This window comes from Streptomyces sp. NPDC046122 (assembly GCF_056429965.1).
This window is the reverse complement of record NZ_JBWKLQ010000010.1, coordinates 95,582-112,855: the sequence shown is the minus strand read 5'-3', so window position 1 is coordinate 112,855 and position 17,274 is coordinate 95,582. Positions and strand designations below refer to the sequence as shown.

At 74.3% G+C, this 17,274-nt stretch carries 15 protein-coding genes; 4 read left to right on the top strand and 11 right to left on the bottom strand.

Annotated elements, in window-relative coordinates; genetic code table 11:
- Window positions 1-71: 71 nt before the first annotated feature.
- A complete protein-coding gene (locus tag AC07FK_RS24520; RefSeq protein WP_479107080.1) occupies window positions 72-2,495 on the bottom strand; it encodes an excinuclease ABC subunit UvrA in 2,424 nt (807 codons plus the stop codon).
- Window positions 2,496-2,541: 46 nt separating this feature from the next.
- Window positions 2,542-3,564 carry an MsnO8 family LLM class oxidoreductase gene (locus tag AC07FK_RS24515; protein WP_479107079.1) on the bottom strand — a complete coding sequence of 341 codons (1,023 nt, stop codon included), beginning with the start codon at window positions 3,562-3,564 and terminating at the stop codon, window positions 2,542-2,544.
- Window positions 3,565-3,644: 80 nt separating this feature from the next.
- On the opposite strand from AC07FK_RS24515, the gene AC07FK_RS24510 reads away from it, so the two are divergent.
- Window positions 3,645-4,148, top strand: a complete 504-nt coding sequence (locus AC07FK_RS24510) for a phosphatase domain-containing protein (RefSeq protein ID WP_479107078.1) — start codon at window positions 3,645-3,647, stop codon at window positions 4,146-4,148.
- Between the two features lie 27 nt (window positions 4,149-4,175).
- Here the strand turns inward: AC07FK_RS24510 and AC07FK_RS24505 are convergent, their stop codons facing one another.
- From AC07FK_RS24505 to egtA, 5 genes are all read right to left on the bottom strand, one after another.
- On the bottom strand, window positions 4,176-4,391 hold the full coding sequence (locus AC07FK_RS24505) for a dodecin (protein ID WP_069925839.1): 216 nt from the start codon (window positions 4,389-4,391) through the stop codon (window positions 4,176-4,178).
- Window positions 4,392-4,879: 488 nt separating this feature from the next.
- A complete protein-coding gene (egtD, locus tag AC07FK_RS24500) occupies window positions 4,880-5,842 on the bottom strand; it encodes an L-histidine N(alpha)-methyltransferase (RefSeq protein ID WP_479107077.1) in 963 nt (320 codons plus the stop codon).
- Complete coding sequence (gene egtC / locus AC07FK_RS24495) at window positions 5,839-6,594, bottom strand: ergothioneine biosynthesis protein EgtC (RefSeq protein WP_479107076.1); 756 nt, start codon at window positions 6,592-6,594, stop codon at window positions 5,839-5,841. Before egtC ends, egtD begins: the two co-directional genes overlap by 4 nt.
- Window positions 6,594-7,970, bottom strand: coding sequence for an ergothioneine biosynthesis protein EgtB (gene egtB, locus AC07FK_RS24490; RefSeq protein WP_479107075.1), 1,377 nt, complete (start codon window positions 7,968-7,970; stop codon window positions 6,594-6,596). The genes egtC and egtB overlap by 1 nt, the downstream gene beginning before the upstream one ends.
- Window positions 7,967-9,244 (bottom strand): ergothioneine biosynthesis glutamate--cysteine ligase EgtA, encoded by a 1,278-nt coding sequence (egtA, locus tag AC07FK_RS24485; protein ID WP_479107074.1) that lies wholly within the window; start codon window positions 9,242-9,244, stop codon window positions 7,967-7,969. Before egtA ends, egtB begins: the two co-directional genes overlap by 4 nt.
- Window positions 9,245-9,427: 183 nt before the next feature.
- Between egtA and AC07FK_RS24480 the strand changes: the two genes are divergently transcribed.
- A complete protein-coding gene (locus AC07FK_RS24480; RefSeq protein ID WP_479107073.1) occupies window positions 9,428-10,345 on the top strand; it encodes a TIGR02452 family protein in 918 nt (305 codons plus the stop codon).
- Window positions 10,346-10,439: 94 nt separating this feature from the next.
- On the opposite strand, the gene AC07FK_RS24475 is transcribed toward AC07FK_RS24480, so the two are convergent.
- Window positions 10,440-10,901, bottom strand: coding sequence for a type II toxin-antitoxin system PemK/MazF family toxin (locus tag AC07FK_RS24475; protein WP_479107152.1), 462 nt, complete (start codon window positions 10,899-10,901; stop codon window positions 10,440-10,442).
- A gap of 64 nt (window positions 10,902-10,965) precedes the next feature.
- Here AC07FK_RS24475 and AC07FK_RS24470 point away from each other — a divergent pair, with 64 nt between their 5' ends.
- On the top strand, window positions 10,966-12,036 hold the full coding sequence (locus AC07FK_RS24470; RefSeq protein ID WP_479107072.1) for a glycosyl hydrolase family 18 protein: 1,071 nt from the start codon (window positions 10,966-10,968) through the stop codon (window positions 12,034-12,036).
- A 69-nt stretch (window positions 12,037-12,105) separates the two neighbouring features.
- On the opposite strand, the gene AC07FK_RS24465 is transcribed toward AC07FK_RS24470, so the two are convergent.
- The gene (locus AC07FK_RS24465; protein WP_479107071.1) at window positions 12,106-12,801 is read right to left on the bottom strand and encodes an alpha/beta fold hydrolase; all 696 of its coding nucleotides are present in this window, start codon (window positions 12,799-12,801) and stop codon (window positions 12,106-12,108) included.
- Window positions 12,802-12,825: 24 nt separating this feature from the next.
- A complete protein-coding gene (locus AC07FK_RS24460; protein WP_479107070.1) occupies window positions 12,826-14,157 on the bottom strand; it encodes an MFS transporter in 1,332 nt (443 codons plus the stop codon).
- A gap of 205 nt (window positions 14,158-14,362) precedes the next feature.
- Between AC07FK_RS24460 and AC07FK_RS24455 the strand changes: the two genes are divergently transcribed.
- Window positions 14,363-15,388, top strand: a complete 1,026-nt coding sequence (locus tag AC07FK_RS24455; RefSeq protein ID WP_479107069.1) for a LacI family DNA-binding transcriptional regulator — start codon at window positions 14,363-14,365, stop codon at window positions 15,386-15,388.
- A gap of 140 nt (window positions 15,389-15,528) precedes the next feature.
- Here the strand turns inward: AC07FK_RS24455 and AC07FK_RS24450 are convergent, their stop codons facing one another.
- Entirely contained in the window at window positions 15,529-17,190 is a 1,662-nt protein-coding gene (locus AC07FK_RS24450; RefSeq protein ID WP_479107068.1) for an IclR family transcriptional regulator domain-containing protein, read from the bottom strand.
- Between the last annotated feature and the right edge of the window lie 84 nt (window positions 17,191-17,274).

The following is a 17,274-nucleotide window of genomic DNA, read 5'->3' as shown; positions in this document are numbered from 1 at the left end:
CTTCCCCGGCAAGATCGCGAACGCTCGCAGGCGGGGGAAGACGGCCGGGCAGACGCCCGCCGACCCGCGTTTCAGGACGGCCGGAACTCCCGGGCCAGGTACGGGGCCGTACGGCCGGCGCCGGCGCGTGCCACCTCGGCCGGCGGTCCCGTCGCGACGATCCGGCCGCCCTCGTCGCCGCCGCCCGGACCGAGGTCGACGACCCAGTCGGCGCCCGCCACCACGGCCATGTCGTGCTCGACCACGATCACCGAGTTCCCCTGGTCCACCAGGCCGTGCAACTGCCGCATCAGCACCTCGACATCGGCCGGATGCAGGCCCGCCGTCGGCTCGTCCAGTACGTACACCGTGTGGCCCCGGCGCGTGCGCTGCAGCTCGCCGGCCAGCTTGATGCGCTGCGCCTCGCCGCCGGAGAGCTCCGTCGCGGGCTGCCCCAGCCGCAGATAACCGAGGCCCACGTCGAGCAGCGCCCGCAGGCTGCGCACGGCGGCAGGCGTGCCCGCGAAGAACCCGGCCGCCGCCTCCACGGTCAGATCGAGTACCCCGGCGATGTCGAGGCCCTGGTACAGGACCTCCAGCGTCTCGGGGTTGTAGCGCGCCCCGCGGCAGTCGGGGCACGGGGCGTACGTACTCGGCAGGAAGAGCAGCTCGACGGAGACGAACCCCTCGCCCTGGCACGTCTCACATCGCCCACCGGCGACGTTGAAGGAGAACCGCCCCGCCGTGTACCCGCGCGCACGGGCGTCCTCCGTGGCCGCGAAGAGCTTGCGCACGACGTCGAAGAGACCGGTGTACGTCGCCAGGTTGGAGCGGGGCGTCCGCCCGATCGGGCGCTGGTCGACCTGTACCAGCCGGTCCACCGCCTCCATGCCCTCGGCCGAGGCGCAGCCCGCCACCGGGGCCGTCCGGTCCGCGAGGACGCCCGCCAGCACCTGCCCCACGAGCGTCGACTTGCCGGAACCCGACACGCCGGTCACCGCCGTGAGCACCCCCAGCGGGAACTCGGCGTCGACGTCCCGCACGTTGTGCCGCTCGACGCCGTTCAGCCGCAGCACGCCCGAGGGCTTGCGCACCTCGCGCACGGGAGCCGGCTCGCGGTCGAAGAGGAAGCGGCGGGTCGCCGATTCGGCGACCTCGGCCAGACCCGCGGGCGGGCCGCTGTGCAGCACCCTGCCCCCGTGCTCGCCCGCGTGCGGTCCGACGTCGACCAGCCAGTCCGCCGCGCGCACCACGTCCAGGTGGTGCTCCACGACGAAGACCGAGTTGCCCGCCGCCTTCAGCCGCCCGAGCACGACCAGCAGGGCCTCGGTGTCGGCCGGGTGGAGCCCCGCCGAGGGCTCGTCCAGTACGTACACGACCCCGAAGAGGCCCGAGCGCAGCTGCGTCGCGAGCCGCAGGCGCTGGAGTTCGCCGGAGGAGAGGGACGGCGTCGTGCGGTCGAGACTCAGGTAGCCGAGGCCGAGTTCGGTGACCACGGCGATCCGGGCCAGCAGGTCGTCCGTCAGCACCCGCGCGGTCTCGTTGCCGTCCGCCGGCCCCGAGCCGGATCCCGCCCCCGGCCCCGAGCGCAGCAGGCGCCCGAGCGCCGACAGGGGCAGCCCGGCCAGCTCGGCGATCGTACGGCCGCCGAAGGTGACCGCGAGCGCCTCCGGGCGCAGCCTGCTCCCGTCGCACACCGGGCACGGCTCGGCGGTCAGGAAGCGCTCGGCCCTCGCCCGCAGGGTCTGGCTCCTGGAGTCCGCGAAGGTGTGCAGGACGTAACGCCGGGCGCTTATGTACGTGCCCTGGTAGGGCCGTTGGATGCGCCCCGCGTCACGCACGGGATGCACGGTGACGACCGGCTGCTCGTCGGTGAACAGGATCCATTCGCGATCCCGCCGCTCCAGCTCGCGCCAGGGCCGGTCCACGTCGTACCCGAGGGCGTCCAGCACGTCGCGCAGGTTCTTGCCCTGCCAGGCGCCCGGCCACGCCGCGATCGCGCCGTGGCGGATGGAGAGTGACGGGTCGGGTACGAGCAGTTCCTCGCTCGTGCGGTGCACGCGGCCGAGTCCGTGGCACTCGGGGCAGGCGCCCGCCGCCGTGTTCGGCGAGAAGGCGTCCGAGTCGAGACGCGGGGCGCCGGGCGGGTAGGCGCCCGCGCGGGAGAAGAGCATGCGCAGGGAGTTGGACAGGGTGGTGACCGTGCCGACCGACGACCGCGAGGTCGGGGCCGACCGGCGCTGCTCCAGCGACACGGCCGGCGGCAGGCCGCTGATGTCGCCGACCCGGGGCGCGCCGACCTGGTGGATCAGGCGGCGGGCGTACGGGGCGACGGATTCGAAGTAGCGGCGCTGGGCCTCGGCGTAGATCGTCCCGAAGGCGAGCGAGGACTTCCCGGAACCGGAGACGCCGGTGAAGACGACGAGCGCGTCGCGGGGGATGTCGACGTCGACGTGCCGGAGGTTGTGCTCGTCGGCGCCGCGCACCCGCACGTACGGGTCGTGGGCAGTGTGCATCGGTGGGGCTCCGTACGCGGGGACGGCTGCGACAAACGGTTCGATCCTAGGCGGCGTCCGCACCCGCGAGTCCCACCAGGCGGGCCAGCCGCCGGTACGAGTCCAGCAGCGCCGCGCGGTCGTACGTACTGGTCGCGACCAGGTACTCGTCCGCGCCGCTGCGGCCCAGCACCTTCTCCAGGGCGTCGGCGACCTCGTCCGCCGTGCCGTGGACGTGGCCGCGCCGCGCGTCCTCGAAGAGGCCCCGCTCGCGCTCGGTCATCGGCCGGGCCAGCACCTCGTCCACGGGGGCGAGCGGCGGGAACGACCCGTGCGTGCGGGAGTACGCCGACGCCCAGGCCTCCGGCGCCAGGAGCCGCCCGGCCTCCTCGGAGGTGCCCGCCACCGCCACCGTGCCGGACAGGACGACGTACGGCCGCTCGCCCCAGGGGGAGGGGCGGAACGCCTCCCGGTAGCCGTCGATCGCCCGCAGCATCTCGTCCTCGCCGCGCGCCGCCGCGATCACCAGCGGAAGTCCGGCCCCCGCCGCGACCCGCGCCCCGGCGCCGGTGGCCAGGACGAACGCGGGGATCCGCAGACCCTCGGCGGGGTGGGCGTGCACCTGCGGATGCGCGCGCTGGTCGCCGGTGAAGTAACCCAGCAGCTCGCCGAGCCGCGCGCCGAAGTCGTCGGCGTCCTTCTTGTCCCGGCCCAGGGCCCTGCGTATCCCGTCGGTGAACCCCACGGAACGGCCGAGTCCCATGTCGATCCGGCCGGGGAACAGCGACTCCAGCACGCCGAACTGCTCCGCGACGACCAGCGGCTGATGGTTCGGCAGCATCACCCCGCCCGTGCCCACCCGGATCGTGGACGTCGCGGCGGCGACGGCGGCCGCCAGCACGGTCGGCGCGGAGCCTGCGACCCCGGGCACGCTGTGGTGCTCCGACACCCAGAAGCGGTGGTATCCGAGCGCCTCGGTCCGCCGCGCGAGGTCCACGGTGTCCCGCAGCGCCTGCGGGGCGTCATGCCCCTCACGCGTACGGGAACGGTCGAGGACGGAGAACCGGGTCCGCGCGATCACTGAGTTCACACCCACTTCAACGCCCGGCACGCGCGGGGATTCCCGGCCCGCGCCGACGGTCGCGCCGGGAGACGTCCTACAGTGCCGGAATGACTTCCCGTACGCCGCACGGCAAGAAGCCACTGGCCGTATTCGACCTTGACGGCACCCTCGCGGACACCGCGCACCGCCAGCGCTTCCTGGAGCGCACACCGCGCGACTGGGACGGCTTCTTCGGGGCGGCGCCCGACGATCCGCCGCTCCCGGAGGGCGTGCGGATGGCGCGGGAGAGCGCGGGGGAGTGCGAGGTCGTCTACCTCACGGGCCGTCCCGAGCGGTGCCGGCGCGACACGCTCGACTGGCTCGCCGCGCAGGACCTGCCCGACGGGCGGATCTGGATGCGCCGCGACAACGACCGGCGGCCCGCCCGCCACACCAAGCTGGAGATCCTGAAACGGCTGGCGGCGGGGGGCCGGGAGATCCGGATGCTCGTGGACGACGACGAACTGGTCTGCGTGGCGGCCGAGCAGGCCGGTTACACGGTCGTGCGCGCCCGCTGGGCCGCGACCTCGGCGGCGCTGAAGGACGCGCAGGAGCGCGAGGGCCGTACCTGAGCGGGTCACACGGTGCACCCGCTCAGGTCACGCGGTGTCTTCGAGTCGGAAGCCGACCTTGAGGCCGACCTGGTAGTGCTCGATGCGTCCGTCGACGATGTGACCGCGCACCTGTGTCATCTCGAACCAGTCGAGGCCGCGCAGCGTCTGGGAGGCGCGGTCGATGCCGTTGCGGATGGCCTGGTCGAGGCCCTCGGTCGAGGTGCCGACGATCTCGGTGACGCGGTACGTGTGGTCGGACATGCGGCGCTCCCTCTGCTGCTGCGGGGCCGGGTCGTCCCGGCGCGCTTCTACCACGGTGCCCCAGGGGTGGCCGGGGCGCACGTGCGCTGTGCGCCGGGCGAGTGCCCCGCAGGGCGTGTCCTACGCGTCATGAGTACGCGGCGCGCTGAACGTCCCGGCTGTGGAGACGTGCCGCGGGCCGGTCAGCCCGTGGTCGCCTGCTTCGCGCAGTGCTTGATCACCTCAGGTGCTGCCGGGCGACGATCGCCGCGCAGGGGATGCACAGAGCTCCGGTCGAGCAGGCGACGAGACATGCCGCCGTACGAACATGCGGATCCTCGGTTCTGACGGCGGGGCGGGGGAGCCGAGGCACACGGGAAACGCGAGATGTGCGTCCGGCGTACAACCACGCGTAGTCGGGTGTGCGCTTTGAGTGATTTCACCCGTCACGCACGCGCCCACCGGCGGACGGGGGGGCGGGCCCCACGACAGGCCCGCCTCCCGCCCGGCTAGGCCACCGCCAGCGACAGCGCGAAACGTTCGTCCTCGTCGGTCCACCACTCGCGCAGATCCAGCCCCGCCCCGGCGAGCTCGCTGCGTACTCCTTCCCGCCGGAACTTGGCCGAGACCTCCGTGCGGATCTCCTCACCCGCCGCGAACGACACCGCGATGTCCAGCTCCGGCACCTTCACGGTCAGCGCCGTCCGCGCCCGCAGCCGCATCTCGATCCACTCGTGCGCCGGGTCCCACACCGCCACGTGGTCGAAGTCGTCGGGATCGAAGTCCGCGCCCAGTTCGCGGTCGATGACCGACAGGACGTTCTTGTTGAACGCGGCGGTCACGCCCTGCGCGTCGTCGTACGCCGCGACCAGCGTCGCCTCGTCCTTCACCAGGTCCGTGCCCATCAGCAGTGCGTCCCCCGGCGCCATCAGCGACCGTACGGACTTCAGGAAGACCGCGCGCTCGTCCGGCAGCAGGTTGCCGACGGTCCCGCCCAGAAAGGCGACCAGGCGCGGGCCCGGCGTCCCCGGCAGGGCGAGCCCGCGCGTGAAGTCCGCGATCAGGGCGTGTACGGACAGGCCGGGACGCTCGTCGAGGAGCGACGACGCGGCAGCGGTCAGTGCGCTCTCGCTGACGTCGACCGGTACGTAGCTGTGGAGCCCCGGAAGCAGGGCGTCCAGCAGATGGCGGGTCTTCTCGGAGGAGCCCGAGCCGAGCTCCACCAGCGTGCGGGCCCGCGTGGCGGCCGCGATCTCGGGCGCGCGGGCGATCAGGATCTCCCGTTCCGCGCGCGTCGGGTAGTACTCCGGCAGCCGGGTGATCTCCTCGAACAGCTCGCTGCCGCGCGCGTCGTAGAACCACTTCGGCGGCAGCACCTTGGGGCTGCGGGTCAGTCCGTGCAGTACGTCGGCGCGCAGATCGGCGTCGGTCGCGTCCTCGGGCAGGGTGCGGGTCAGCAGGAACGGGCTCACGCAGTGGGCTCCTTGAGCGGGGTCAGCAGGACATCGGTGCGGGTGGCGGCGAGCAGGGTGCGGTCCGGGACCTCGCGCCAGTGCGGATCGTCGTCGTACGGCTCGGAGGCCACGACCGTGCGGCGGCCGGGCTCCGCGTAGTACCAGAGGGTGTCGCCCCAGGCGGTCGCGGCGACCGTCTCGCCGTCCGTGAGCAGCAGGTTCAGGCGGGAGCCCGGCGCGGCCCCGGCCAGCTCCAGGACCGTGTCGGCCAGCGCCTGGCCGAGCTCGTCGCCGTCGCGCAGCCGGTGCAGTACGAGCGCCCAGACCAGCGCGGAGTCGCACCGCGCCTCCAGGGCCAGCAGTTCGGCGGCGGGCAGCGCGCCGGCGAGCGCCGCGGCCGACCGGGGCCAGCCCCTGAGCGCGCCGTTGTGGCTGAACAGCCAGGGCCCCGCGGCGAACGGCGCCGCCGCCGCCTCGCCGTCCGCGCCCGCCTCCGTCGCGTCGCGGACCGCCGCGAGCACGGCCCCGGAGCGCACGACCCGGGCCAGGTCGGCGAACGAGGCGTCGGCCCACATGGGTCCCGAGCGCCGGTACCGGGCCGGTACCGGGTCGCCCTCGGCGTACCAGCCGACGCCGAACCCGTCCGCGTTGACGGTCCCGTACCGCTGGTGGCGCGGCGCCCACGCCTGGCGGTACAGGCCGTGCGCGGGCTTCACCAACAGGTCGCCCAGGGGCACAGGAGGCCCCAGGCAGGCGAAGTGGCGGCACATCAGGACACCACCGGGCGCGGAGGCACGTCCCGGGTGTCCGGCGCGTCGCGCGCCGTGCGGAACCCCGCGAAGATCTGGCGGCGTACGGGCAGGTCCCAGTTGCGGAACGTACCCCGGCAGGCCACCGCGTCCACCGCGAACGAACCGCCGCGCAGCACCTTGTGACCGCTGCCGAAGAACACCTCCGAGTACTCGCGGTACGGGAAGGCCGCGAAGCCCGGGTACGGCAGGAAGTCGCTCGACGTCCACTCCCACACGTCCCCGATCAGCTGGCGCACGCCGAGCGCGGACGCGCCGGCGGCGTACGCCCCCACCGGCGCGGGCCGCAGATGCCGCTGGCCGAGGTTGGCCAGTTCGGGGGTGGGGTCGGCGTCGCCCCACGGGTAGCGCGTCGAGCGCCCCGACCGCGGATCGTGCCGGGCCGCCTTCTCCCATTCGGGCTCCGTGGGCAGCCGCCGGCCGGCCCACCGCGCGTACGCGTCCGCCTCGTACCAGCTCACGTGCAGCACCGGCTCGTCCTCGGGCACGGGCTCCACCGCCCCGAAGTGCCGGCGCAGCCACTGGCCGCCCTCGCGCCGCCAGAACAGCGGGGCGCGCAGGTCGTGCCGGCGGATCTGCGACCAGCCCTCCGGCGCCCACCACCGCGCGTCGGCGTACCCGCCGTCCTCCATGAAGCGCAGGTACGCGCCGTTGCTCACCGGGACCGTGTCGATGAAGAACGCCGGGACGAAACGGTGATGAGCGGGCCGCTCGTTGTCGAGCGCCCACGGCTCGGTGGACGTGCCCATCGTGAACGGACCGCCGGGTACCAGCACTTCGTGCGCGGCCGCCGGCGCGGCCGTGGGGCGCGGCGGCGGGGGAGCGGTGAGCGCGACGGGCCCGCGCCGCAGCTGGTGGGTGATCAGCATGGTCTCGTCGTGCTGCTGCTCGTGCTGGGCGACCATGCCGAAGGCGAAGCCGGCGTCGAGCAGCCGGTCGCCGCGCAGAGGGCTGCGCTCCAGGACGTCGAGAGCCCGGCCCCGTACGTCGGCCGCGTACACCCGTGCCTCGGCGGGGTCGAGCAGCGGGAGCGCCGGACGCTCGGCGCGCGGATGCTCGAAGGCGTCGTACAGCGAGTCGATCTCGGGGCGCATCGCCTCGCGCCCGGCGACCGCCCGCAGCAGCCACAGCTCCTCCTGGTTGCCGATGTGCGCCAGGTCCCAGACCAGGGGGGACATCAACGGGGAGTGCTGGGCCGTCAGTTCGTCGTCGTCGACGCAGTCGGTGAGCCCGGCGGTGCGCCCGCGCGCCCTCAGCAGCGCGTCGACGGCGCGGGTGCGCAGCACCTCGGGGTCCGTGCTGCCGGAGGGGACCGTGATGCCGGTGGGGTCGCTCATGTGCGGAGGTCCTTCCCGTGAGCGGGGTCGAGCAGATCGTCGGCGGGGCACCGCCCCTGGACGACGTACCGCTCGGTGAAGGCTGCGACCGCGCACTGCACGGCCGTGGACGCGCCCAGGCGGGGCAGCGCGTCGAGCGCCGCGTCGAAGCAGATCTCGGCGGCAGTCCGCAGTTCGGCGTCGGCCAGCCCGTACCGCGCGGCGTTGATCCACAGCGGGTTGCGCGGTGCGGGCGGCGAACCGGCCGTCTCCGCGAGGGGCTTGACCGTCCGGTACGCCATTTCGGAGGCGGCGGGGTCGTCGAAGAGCGCGGCGGTCACGGCGAGCGGGACGATCCAGCCGTGCTCCCCCGGCTGCGCGTCGATCATGCGCAGTTCGAGGTGGCCGCGCGGCCGTACCGGCGGGAAGAGCGTGGTCAGGTGGTAGTCGAGGTCGGCGCGGGTCGGCGGACGGGGCGTCCCGGAACGGATCCAGGCGCGGAACGACAGCCCCTCCGGTACGTCCCAGGGCCGGCCCGGCTCGCCTCGCACGCACATCACGGGTGCGTCCAGGACGCGCTCCGTCCAGGCGCCGCGCGGCTCGGCGTCGAGGGGCGGGGCGAGCGAGCGGCCGGGTTCGATCTCCGTCCACAGGGCCTGCCGCGTCGACCGCCAGCCGGTCCGGCGCCCGTGGTGGAAGGGGGAGTTGGCGAACGCGGCGGTCAGCACCGCGCCGAGCAGGTGCGCGAGCAGCCAGCGCCGCCCGTGGCCCAGCGGACCGGGCTCCTCGTGCCCCGCGTCCAGACAGACCTGGACGGACGCCGACGAGCACATCATGGCCCGGCCGGCGGGGCCCGCCCGGTCGAGGTACGCCTCCATCGCGTCGTACCGCGGCTCGCGCAGCAGGCGCTTCGGGGGGTGCCAGGGGTCGGTGCCGATGCCGGTGAGTCCGAGGTCCCGGGAGCGCAGAACGGCGCGTACCGCGTCGAGGTCGGCGGAGACGGAGTCGACGCATTCCGTCAGGGACGGGGCCGGGAGGGAGCTGAGTTCGAGCTGGCCGCCCGGCTCGACGGTGAGGGCCGAGGCCAGGGGCAGGGCCCGCAGTGCGGTCATGGCCGCTTCGAGGCGGGCGGGCTCGACGGGGAGTTCGGGGAGGTGCAGTTCGTGGACGAACCATTCGAGTTCGACACCGACGATGCTCGGTGGACCTGTCTTGAAACAGATGCCGTGCAGTAATGCTTCCGCTCCGGCTTCCGTGACCGGCGCGCTCTCCCGCGCGAAGTCGATCGGGGGCATGGGCTGTTCCTCCTTGCCGTCTGTCGGTCCTGCGGAGTGCCGCGATCGTGCCGGTGCCCGCCCCCGGGAACGGGACGGGCATCGCCCTTCAGCTAAAGCCACCGGGGCCGGATCGCACAAGAGCGTCCGGCGGCGCGAAAACTCCGTTGCGCCGGTGGCCGCCGGTCGCCGACGATCTCACCTGTGAGCGCACGACTGCGGGGAATCGCGAAAGAGACCGAGGAGATCGTCCGGGCGGGCCGGTACGCCGTTCCGGGCGGCCGCACCGTGTCGATCGGCGAGGAGCTGGCCGCCGCCGTGGCCGGGACCAGGGTGTACGGCCCGGACCCCGTCGCCGTCACGCCGGACACGGACCGTACGACGGCCTTCGAGGTCACGGGGGAGAGCAGCCTGGAGGCGGCGCGCCGGCTGACCGGCCGGGGCGCCGGACCCGTCGCCGTGCTGAACTTCGCCTCCGCGCGCAATCCGGGCGGCGGCTACCTCAACGGCGCGCAGGCGCAGGAGGAGGCGCTGTGCCGCGCCTCCGCCCTGTACGCGACACTGCTGCGCGCCCCCGACTTCTACGCCGGCCACCGGGCGGACCGCAGCCCCTTCTACACCGACCGGGTGATCCACTCGCCCGGCGTCCCGGTGTTCCGCGACGACCGCGGGGCGCTGCTGGCCACGCCGTACACCGTGGGGTTCCTGACTTCGCCGGCCCCCAACGCGGGCGTGATCCGCAGCCGGGAGCCGGAGCTCGAGCACCGCGTCCCGGCGGCGCTCGCCTCCCGCGCGGAACGGGTCCTGGAAACGGCCGCGGCCCGCGGTTACCGGCGGCTGGTGCTGGGGGCCTGGGGGTGCGGCGTCTTCATGAACGATCCCGCCGCGGTGGCGGGCGCGTTCCAGGCGCACCTCACCGGAGCGGGCCGTTTCTCCGGCCACTTCGACGAGGTGGTCTTCGCGGTGCTGGACCGCACCCGCGCCGCGTCCGTGCTGGGCGCCTTCCGCGCGGCCTTCGCGGACCGGACGCACGCCACGGGGCGGGACGGGGCCACCGTGCGGACAGCGGCAGCGGTGCGGGCCGACCCGGCCACGCGGGCCGACGAAGCCGCGCAGACGTAAGCGGGGGCGCGTGGGAGCCCGCCGCGCCGGCCGGAAACAGACGCAGCCCGGCCCGCCCGGCACGAGCCCGACGCGCGGGCCGGGCCCCCGCCGGTCAGCTCCAGCCGTACCGCTCCCGCAGGCGGCGCACGACCCGGTCGAAGCGGGGCCGGTCCAGCGCGCACGCATCCCGGCGCATGCCGGCCTCGCGCACCCGCAGCACCCGGTCGAGGTCGACCCAGGACTCGCGCCCCCGCGCGTCCCACGGCCCCCTGCCGATCGCCGCCCACTCGCGGTCGTGGTCGTGCCGCTTGCTGGGCAGCCGTACGGCGAGCAGCGTGCCGGCCGCCTCCCGGGCGACCACGAGCACAGGCGGGTCCTTGCCCCGGCCGTCGTTCTGCCCGTACGGCACCCACGTCCGGACGATCTCGCCCGGGTCGGGAGCGGCGGCGCGGTCCGGCCGTACGGGGGGCAGGACCGGACCCGTCGTACGGGGATCGGCCGCGGTGGTCGCGGCGGGGCCGCGCCGGCCCGGCAGTTCGGCCAGGGTGTCGGAAGATGTCGTCACCCGGGTGATGTGTCAGGGCCTGGACGGCCCAGTCCGCGGAGCGGGCCCGGCGACCGGACCACAGGCTCGGTCCATGGCCACACGCATCCTGATCACTCTCGTCGCCGCCGCGCTCATCGGCACGGCCGCGGCCTTCCCGGCGCCCGCCGCACCACGCCCGGAGCCGCCGCACCAGGAGGCCGCCGGCGCCCCGGCGCCCCGTACCGTCTCCGGCTGGCTTCCCTACTGGGACCAGGAAGGGGCCTACCAGGACGCCCTCGCCCACGCCGGGCAACTGCACACCGTCAGCCCCTTCTGGTACCACGGCGTTTCGGCGGGGCGGGTCGGCGGACACCCGGGTGCGGGGGAGCGGCGCATCGTCGACGGACTGCACGCCGCGGGCGTCAAGGTCGTGCCGACCGTCAACGAGACGATGAAGCCCGGTGCGCTGGCCGCCATCCTCACCAGTCCCCAGCGCCGCGCGAGGCACATCCGTACCCTCCTCGACGTCGCCGACCGCCGCGACTACGACGGACTGGACCTCGACTACGAGTCCCACGCGGCAACCGGCGACGCCACGTACGAACGGGTGCGCGACGGCTTCAGCAAGCTCGTCGAGGGGCTCTGCCGGGGCCTGCGCGGCCTGGACAAGCAGTGCGTCGTCACCGTGGGGGCCAAAACGGCGTCCACCGGCCGGATCTGGGACTACGCCGCCGTCGGGCGCGCGGCCGACCGGATGCGCATCATGGCGTACGACTACCACTGGAAGGGCGGCAAGCCCGGCCCGCTGTCGACCCCCCAGTGGTACGACGAGATCCTGCGCCTCGCCACCGCCGAGGTCCCGGTCGGCAAGATCGAGCTCGGGCTGCCGGGGTACGGCTGGGACTGGCCCGCCGAGGGCTCGTCCCGGGCGAAACACGTCACCTGGAAGGAGGCCGAGGCGCTGCGCGTCGCCAAGGGGGCGCCCTACACGCTCGACCCGGAGTCCCGGACACCGCACTTCAGCTATCTGGACGGTGAGCAGCGGCGCGAGGTCTGGTACCAGGACGCGCGCGGCGTCGCCGAACACCTGCCGGTGCTGCGCAAGTACGGCGTCACCCACACGGCCCTGTGGGCGCTCAACTTCGAGGATCCGGACCTGTGGCAGGTGCTGGCGACCGGCTGAGGCGCCGCGCGCGTGCGGGCCGGCCCGTCCGCACCGGGCCGGCGTCCCGGCCCGCAGGCAGGCGCGAGGCTAGATCCAGCCGTCCAGTGACGCCATGAACGCGTCGAAGTCGTCACGGTGGATGGTGTGGCCGGCGCCCTTGACCGTGCGGACGTCGAATCCGCGCTCCGCCAACACCGCCGCCTCGGCCGCGTCGACGAGGAAGCTCGGGTCGGCGAGTTGCACCAGCGACGGCACGACCGGCTCGGCGGGCAGCAGGTCGACGCCGGCCGACGCGGCCAGGCCGAACGCCGACGCCTCGTCCCAGACCCGCAGCGTCTCCAGCTCGATGTCGACGTCCGCCGCCTCCCAGCGCGGATTCATGGCCGCTATCCGCTCCCTGGACGCCGACTTGAACCGGACGAAGACCTCGGGATCGAAGCCCTCCTCGGCGGTGGCGAGGCGCCAGGCAGGATCGGAGAAGACGGCGCGCCGCGGACGGAGGCGGTCCACGGCGAGCGACAGGGTGAGGCCGCCGAGGGAGTGGCCGATGGCGAGCTCGGCCCCCGCCGGGAGGGTCTCGGCGACATCGTCGGCGAAGAGCTCCGGCGTGTACGCGCCCCGGGCGCTGGCGCCGTGTCCGCGCAGGTCGACGGCGAGGACCCGGTAGCCCTTCGCGGCCAGTGCGGGGCCGACGCGCCGCCAGGTGCGGTGGTCGGCCATGATGCCGTGGATGAGGAGCGCGAGGCGGTCGCCCTCGCCCCAGGTACGGGTGTGGAGTCGCACGGTGGTGCCTTTCGGTCGGTGGGGTCAGCGCACGGAGCGGATCGGGCGCACGGCGAGCGCGCCCAGCACCGCGAGGCCCGCCGCGACGAGGAAGAGTGTGGTGTAGCCGCCGAAGCCGACGATCAGGGAGGCGATGAACGGGGCGACGATCTGCGGCCCCGCGTTGGCGATGTTGAGTACGCCCATGTCGCGGGCGGCGTCCTCCGCCTTCGGCAGGACCATGGTCACGAGCGCGGTGTCCACGGCCATGTAGCAGCCGAAGGCGAGGCCGTTGACAGTGGCGAAGACGAGCATCGCCGCCCAGCTCGTCGAGACGGCGGGGACGACCAGCGCGACGGCCGACAGCGCGGCCGAGGCGCCGACGAAGAGCTTGCGCCGGTCGAAGCGGTCCGACAGGTACCCGCCGAGGACCGTGGACACGATCATGGCCACGCTGGTGACCGGCATGAGGACCGCCACCGCGTCCTCGGCCCGCAGGCCGGCGGGCAGGACGGTGTGGTCCTTGATGATGTAGAGCAGGAAGCCGTTGACGGCGAAGTACCCGAGGACCAGCAGGGCCCGGCCGATGAAGGCCCAGCGGAAGTCGTGCGACTGCAAGGCTCCCGCGAAGGCGGCGAGTTGTTCCCGTACGGGCAGTGAAGGCCGCACCGGCATGCGCTGTTCGCGGGCGCAGGCGGTGAACAGTACGGCCGAGGCGGCGACCAGGGCGCCGAGCACGAGGTAGCCGGTGCGGTAGTCGTCGGAGAACGCGGCGCCGGTCAGGGCGCCGAGCGTGCTGCCGAAGGGCAGGCCGAGCCCCACGGCCGCGGAGGCCCTGCCGCGCGCGGTCGTCGGGACGCGGTCGGGGACGACGGAGGTGAGGGCGGCCTGGTGGACGTTCATCACGGCCTGGCCGAGACACCAGGCGATGGTGATCATCAGGACCGTGTGCACGCTGCCGAGCAGGAACATCGCGGGGACGGCGAGCAGGCCGCCGCCGAGTATCCAGGGGTTGCGGCGTCCGGAGCGGTCGGACAGGGCGCCGGCGACCGGGTTGAAGACGGTCGCGAAGATCGCGGAGACCCCGGCGACGAGGCCCAGGTTGGCCACCTTGGCGGCCGGGTCGACGGCCTCGACCTGCAGGGCGAGGAGTACGCCGCCGACCCCGACGTAGAGCGCGTACATGGTGGTGTTGCCGACCAGGAGCAGGGGCAGCAGCCCGCGCGTCGGCGGGGGCGGGCCCGTGGGGCCGGCTCTTCGTGCGCCGGTTCTTCCGGGGTCGGGGTCGGGGGCGCCTGGAGCGCCTGGAGCGCCGGGAGGGTCGGGAGGGTCGGGAGGGTCGGGAGTGCCGGGGGTGCCGGGCGGGGAAAGGGCCACGCTGCCCTCCATGAGGAGTGTCAGAGGAGACGGGCGACTGCGGGAAGACGAGCGAGAGCTGTGGTGAACACGCGGGGTGACACCGGGTGAAGCGCGCAGTGGTGACTGGTGACACGTGTCAGTTGCGCGTCAGCATTGTGTAGCACTCATTTCAGGCCATCCGCCAGACCCCGTTCACCACCGATCTGGAAAGATGCCGAAGGCGATGAGCCAGACACCGAAGCAGTCCGCCGATGGTCCCGTTCCGACCAGCACTGATGTCGCGCGCCTGGCCGGGGTCTCGCGCGCCACGGTGTCGTACGTCCTGAACAACACGTCGGCGGTCCGCATCAGCGAGCCGACGCGCCGCCGGGTGCGCGAGGCCGCCGAGGAGCTGGGATACGTGCCGCACGCGGCGGCGCGCAGCCTGCGGGCGGGGCACAGCCGGATGGTGCTGCTGCCCACCGCGCACGTTCCCGTCGGCCCCCTCTACGGCCGGTTCCTCAACGAGGTCCAATGGGCTCTGCGGGCGCTGGACTACACGGTCGTGCAGTACGGCAGCCTGGGTCTCGGCGCCGACGAGGCGGCCCGCGCGTGGGCGGAACTGCGGCCCGTGGCGGTCCTCTCCCTCGGCGAGATCGGCCTCACCCCGCACGGGGTTCGGGTCCTCAAGCGCTCCGGGGCCAAGGCCGTCATCACGCTCGGCCCGCAGCGGGTGGAGGGCGCCCATGCCCTGGTCATGGACCAGCGGACGATCGGTGCCGCTGCGGCGTCGCACCTGCTGGAGCGCGGCCGGCGCGGCATCGGAGTGGTCGTCCCGGCCGAGCCGGGCCTGAGCCTGTTCTCCGCCCCGCGCCTGGCGGGGGTGCGCAAGGCGGTGACAGCGGCCGGCGGGGCCCGGGTGGAGCCGCTGACCATGGCGTACGACGAGGAGTCCGCCGCGGAGCTCGCCGGGCGCTGGCGCGGTCTCGGCCTCGACGCGGTGTACGCGTACAACGACGAGTACGCCCAACTGCTCATGCGGGCGCTGCAGGACGCGGGCGTCGACGTGCCGGGGGAGTGCGCGGTGGTGGGCGCGGACGACCTGCTGCTCGGGAAGCTGCTGCGGCCCCGGCTGAGCACGGTCCACATCGAGTTGCCGACGGGGCGGGAGATAGCGGAACTCGTCGACCGCGTGGTCCGCCGGCCGCAGGGCGAGGTGGAGCGCCACGACCTGATGGCCGCCCACGCGATCCCCCGTGAGTCCAGCTGAGCCGTCGTTCGCCCGGGGGCCGGGTACGCCGCACGGTCGGAATCCCCCGTCCGCCCTCCCCCGCGTGCGCCGGTCCGACCGACGTCTGAGGCCCGGGCTCCGGGGGTTTGGAGAGGGGCCGGCAGGCTCCGCAGCCCCCGTCAGAGCGGGCGCGGCCCGCCCAGCGCCCGCAGGTCCGTCTCGATCAGCGCCGCCGCCTCCCGCAGCGCCGGCAGCAGAGCGTCCCGCATCTCGGCCGGTGTGCCGTGGCCCGCGTGACGGGCCACGTTCAGCGCGGCCACCACCCGGCCGTCCCCGCCGCGCACGGGCACCGCCAACGAGCGCAGGCCCTCCTCCAACTCCTCGTCCACCAGGGCGAATCCGTCAGCCGCGACCCGCTCCATGATCCGGCCGAGCTCGACCGGAGAGGTCACGGTACGCCGGGTGAGCGCCGGCAGGACCTCCGGCAGCGGAGGCCGTTCGTCCCGGGCGAGGTCCGCCAGCAGCACCCGGCCCATCGAGGTCGCGTACGCCGGAAACCGCGTACCCACCGTGATGTTGACGCTCATGATCCGCACCGTGGGCACCCGCGCCACGTACCGGATGTCCCCGCCGTCGAGCACCGCCAGTGACGCCGACTCGTGCACCCGTCGCACCAGCGCCGCCAGGTGGGGCCGGGCGATCTCGGGGAGTCCCAGCTCCGACAGCCGCGCACAGCCCAGTTCGAGCACCCGCGGCAGCAGCCGCCACCGGCGCCCGTCCGAGGCGACGTACCCCAGGTGCTCCAGCGTGAGCAGCGAGCGCCGGGCCGTCGCCCTGGCGAGACCGGTCGCCTCGGCGACCGCCGTCAGGGCCATCCCGTCGCCCCGGTCGGCCCCGAGTGAGCCCAGGACCGCGAGTCCACGCGCCAGCGACTGGAGGAAGCCCGGCCCCAGTTCGCGCTTGGCGTCCAGCGAGGTGTCCCGTACCGGCGCGCCGGGGACCGCGGGGCGAGGCGCCGCAAGCGCCTCCTCCAACTCGGCCCGCACCGAGCGCAGTCGGGGCAGTACCGTCTCCCGCAGCGACTCCCGGGTGTGCCGGCTCGTGTGGCTGACCACGCTCACCGCGCACACGATCCGCCCCGCCCCGTCGTGTACCGGCACGGCGACCGCCACGAGCCCCGGCTCGATCAGCTGGTCGTCGCCCGCCCAGCCGTCCGCGCCCGCTCGGGCGGCCCGCTCCTCGAAGTCGCCGCGGCCCCGCGAGCCGCCCGGCGGCGGCGCCGCGAACCCGTCGCCCCGCGGACCTGCTGCCCGCCGCGCGCGCCACGCCCGCCACCGGGCGGCGTCCCACTCCGCCGCGAACAGCGCCCCCGGCGCGCACCGCTCGGCGGGCAGCAGGTCGCCGATCCGGAAGGCGAGCGACATCGTGCGCCGCCGGGTCGTCTGGAGGACGAACCGCACCCCCGCGACCCGGTCGTCCGGCACCGCCACCGACACGGACTCGTCGAACTCGTCCGCGAGCCGCTCCGCCGCCGGCCCCAGCGCCGCCGGGATCCCGCAGGCCGTGAGGTAGGCGCCGGGCAGTTCCATCAGCCGGGGCGCGAGCGCGACCTCGCGCCCGTCGCTGCGCACCAGGCCGAGCCGGTCGAGGGTGGACACCACCCGGTCGACCGTGGAGCGGGCCAGGCCCGTCGACCGTACGAGGTCGCTGTGCCGCATCCGGTCGTCGGCCCCGGGGGCGGACAGCGCGCGCAGCACGGTGAGCCCGCGCTCCAGCGGCCCGACGGATTCGGCGGGGGCGGCGGAGGGCGAGGCGGCCGCTGGACGGTCGGCGTTCGGCATGGGATTCCTCCTGGCATGCCGTTGACACCGGACGGCGCTCGGCAGAGACTCGGGGCGAAGTCAGATATGAACGATAGTTCATTG

Excerpts from the sequence above, each read along its gene's own strand:
- AC07FK_RS24520 (WP_479107080.1), bottom strand. The coding sequence starts at position 2,495 with ATGCACACTGCCCACGACCCGTACGTGCGGGTGCGCGGCGCCGACGAG.
- AC07FK_RS24510 (WP_479107078.1), top strand. The coding sequence starts at position 3,645 with ATGACTTCCCGTACGCCGCACGGCAAGAAGCCACTGGCCGTATTCGAC.
- AC07FK_RS24505 (WP_069925839.1), bottom strand. The coding sequence starts at position 4,391 with ATGTCCGACCACACGTACCGCGTCACCGAGATCGTCGGCACCTCGACC.
- egtC (WP_479107076.1), bottom strand. The coding sequence starts at position 6,594 with ATGTGCCGCCACTTCGCCTGCCTGGGGCCTCCTGTGCCCCTGGGCGAC.
- egtB (WP_479107075.1), bottom strand. The coding sequence starts at position 7,970 with ATGAGCGACCCCACCGGCATCACGGTCCCCTCCGGCAGCACGGACCCC.
- egtA (WP_479107074.1), bottom strand. The coding sequence starts at position 9,244 with ATGCCCCCGATCGACTTCGCGCGGGAGAGCGCGCCGGTCACGGAAGCC.
- AC07FK_RS24470 (WP_479107072.1), top strand. The coding sequence starts at position 10,966 with ATGGCCACACGCATCCTGATCACTCTCGTCGCCGCCGCGCTCATCGGC.
- AC07FK_RS24455 (WP_479107069.1), top strand. The coding sequence starts at position 14,363 with ATGAGCCAGACACCGAAGCAGTCCGCCGATGGTCCCGTTCCGACCAGC.
- AC07FK_RS24450 (WP_479107068.1), bottom strand. The coding sequence starts at position 17,190 with ATGCCGAACGCCGACCGTCCAGCGGCCGCCTCGCCCTCCGCCGCCCCC.